This is a genomic window from Finegoldia magna, assembly GCF_018371055.1.
Taxonomy (GTDB): Bacteria; Bacillota; Clostridia; order Tissierellales; family Peptoniphilaceae; genus Finegoldia; species Finegoldia magna_I.
Window position 1 is genome coordinate 1 of the sequence record NZ_JAGYZD010000224.1, and the last position, 2,693, is coordinate 2,693.

General features: G+C 27.1%; 3 protein-coding genes and 1 pseudogene. 3 read left to right on the forward strand and 1 reads right to left on the reverse strand.

The features are described from left to right. Nucleotides 1-347: 347 nt before the first annotated feature. Nucleotides 348-1,223: pseudogene (locus KHW44_RS08270) on the reverse strand (polysaccharide biosynthesis protein). Nucleotides 1,224-1,975: 752 nt separating this feature from the next. Between KHW44_RS08270 and KHW44_RS08275 the strand changes: the two are divergent. Genes KHW44_RS08275 through KHW44_RS08285 form a run of 3 tightly spaced genes read left to right on the forward strand, consistent with a single transcriptional unit; the run spans nucleotide 1,976 to nucleotide 2,506 of the window. After that, entirely contained in the window at nucleotides 1,976-2,140 is a 165-nt protein-coding gene (locus KHW44_RS08275; protein WP_002835797.1) for a hypothetical protein, read from the forward strand. Nucleotides 2,141-2,152: 12 nt separating this feature from the next. Next, nucleotides 2,153-2,302: an NADH azoreductase gene (locus tag KHW44_RS08280; RefSeq protein WP_304068325.1), complete on the forward strand. Its 150-nt coding sequence runs from the start codon at nucleotides 2,153-2,155 to the stop codon at nucleotides 2,300-2,302. Nucleotides 2,303-2,332: 30 nt separating this feature from the next. Further along, a complete protein-coding gene (locus tag KHW44_RS08285) occupies nucleotides 2,333-2,506 on the forward strand; it encodes a hypothetical protein (RefSeq protein WP_304068328.1) in 174 nt (57 codons plus the stop codon). Nucleotides 2,507-2,693: the final 187 nt, after the last annotated feature.

Consider the following 2,693-nt stretch of genomic DNA (forward strand, 5'->3'; position numbering starts at 1 on the left):
TGATAAGTATTCCTTCACTAGTTTAATTTTAAATTCTTTTGTGTATTTTGGCATACAAAAACCCCTTCATCCGTATTCCGGATTTTGGGGTTCAGGTCAATTCTTGGTTTTATTTTTATTATTCTAAAATTTAGTAAATCAACCTTTTATATAAATTTTCTTTGCAACCATTGATATAGCAACAACTCCAATACCAATAAATAAATATTTGTTCATTGATTTTACACTAAATGCCCGCGAAAAAACGAATGATCCAAATGGTATTGTTTGTTATGAAAATTCTTTCATTGACAAATTATCTTAATATCTCATATACCTATACCGTCAAATTTTAAACGATATATTTATTAATATATTCTAAAAATATTATTATAAACTTCTTTTTCGTTTAATTTTACCATGTTTCTTTCTAAGACCTCTCCTTCTCTTAGCCCAATAATCTTTATCGTACTATTTGAATTAGTCTGCTTTATTATGTCATTAGCTAATTTATATATAGATATTTCCTCTCCAATATCAAAGTTAAATACCCCATTTTCGCATATATTGTTGTAAAAATCATTCCATGTAAAAATAAAACTACTTAAATTAGCTGTAATTTTTTTTATATTTTTATCAGTTACCGTAAGTGGTAAATTGTTTTTAGCCTGTTCCTTAAAAATATTATAAACTGAACCTTTACTTTCGACTATAAACGGAAATCTAACTGATTGTATTACTTTTCCATTTTTCTTAATTTTTTTTTAAATATTTTCAACTTCTAGTTTATCTTTTCCAAAAAAATTGGTTGGATTATACGCTTCATCACTGGAAAGAAAAATAAATCTTTTTAAATCTTTCGAATCAATCATTCTGTATATAAGTTTTATTGTTCCACTGACATTGCTATTATGATAGTACTTATTATAGATTTCGTTGTAATAAGTGTTTTTCAGTACAGCTGCATGTATGATCGCAGTTGGATTTAATTTTTCGATAATATTTAGTGTATATTCATCATATATATCGAGTGGAATAAATTTAATGTTTTCATATTTAATATTTTTTTCTAAGATTGCAATGTCATTTTCATTAATATCAACAGCTATAATATAATCATCTTTGTCTATGTAATACTTTAAAAGTTCTCTGCCAACAGTTCCACATACTCCTGTAATAACTACTCTCTCATTCATATTCATCAGTCTCCTTCTATTTACTCTCCATGAATTTCTATTATCCATTCAAGCGTCTTTATGTCTATATCTTCAAATAAAGGATTCATCGGTGTATCTTCACAAAACAACCAGAATAGGTCAGCTTTTCGATTATTCTACAAAAGTTGGAACTTAATATAATTCTTCATTGATATTTTAGATTATTTCAACAAATTCCATTGTAGATTTTGAATCACACGTACTATAACCACTAATTCATAATCTTTTAATAAAAGTATCATAGGGAGATTTTTTAAATTATAGCATATTGTTTTTTTATTGTCTATATAAAATCATATTATTTTAAAATTGAATTCAGCTTTATTCTACTAAATTTCTTTGTAATCATCAATATGCATTATCAATTTTTTCAAAAATTTTCCCAAACATTTAAAATGCTATCTGTTTTCTTTCGGGAAAATCGCAGGAAAACATTGAGTAACTGGGAAAAATTTATTTTTATTAGAAAACTTGAACATATCAACATTTGTTTTCCCAAAAAATATTTTCTCGAATAAAAATAAGTCTTCTGTGAAAACGGTACTCACAAAATTCATTCGTTTTCCTAATTTTTCTTTACAAAAATTTTTCAAAAAACTTTGAAAAAGTGCTTGACATAGCTGTTTTATGGTTATATAATACTTATTGCAATGAGGGATATGAAATGAATTATCATTTGGATATCCAATGAATATTAAACTCGATAATTTCGTTCGTTGAATATTCATTTATTAACGAATCGAAAATCACATATAAATATTAAATGAGGGGGAACTGAAATGATTAAGAATAACAGAAAATATTTAGATTTTGCAAAGAAAACATCTCTTGGTTTGAACACAAATATGTCATCAATGACATTCGCAAGTGTCGATCATTTTAACGAAAGATTCTCTCCATTGTTTGGATCAAGAAGAATCTTCAAGAACAGAAAAAACGCATAGGGGGTAAAATTTATGAGAAAAAATAATATTAGAAAAAGTTCACAAATTAGTTTTAACACAAGTATGGCGAGCATGAATTTTGCTCAAGCGGATAACTTTTACGAAAGAATGACACCATTATTTGGTTCAAGAAAATTAAGAAAAAACAGAAAACAAGCGTAATAAATAATATTAATTAAGGGGGAAAATAATATGTTCACAAAAACAACACAAAAACAAATCAAAAATTTCGGTAAAAACTGTACAGTAAGCTTAAGCTCAAACATGGCAAGCATGAACTTCGCACAAATGAATGACTTCTACGAAAGAGTTAATCCTCTTTTCAATATTGAAATAAAATCAAGAAAGAGCAAAAAACAAGCTTAATTAAACAATTCAATTCCAGATTAAGATAATTGAGAAAATCCAATCTGTTAACGTATCAAATTTATTTGACGTTTAAATCATGACCACTCGTAAAACGGGTGGTTTGTTCATGGGCTATAAGCCCGAGTGATACCAACCAGCGTCTCAAGGCGCTGGTTTTCACTCTGTTCAAACCTAACTGTTTTTG

What these genes read in the sequence shown, in the direction of transcription:
- KHW44_RS08275 (WP_002835797.1), top strand. Translation starts at nt 1,976, where the DNA reads ATGATTAAGAATAACAGAAAATATTTAGATTTTGCAAAGAAAACATCT.
- KHW44_RS08285 (WP_304068328.1), top strand. Translation starts at nt 2,333, where the DNA reads ATGTTCACAAAAACAACACAAAAACAAATCAAAAATTTCGGTAAAAAC.
- KHW44_RS08280 (WP_304068325.1), top strand. Translation starts at nt 2,153, where the DNA reads ATGAGAAAAAATAATATTAGAAAAAGTTCACAAATTAGTTTTAACACA.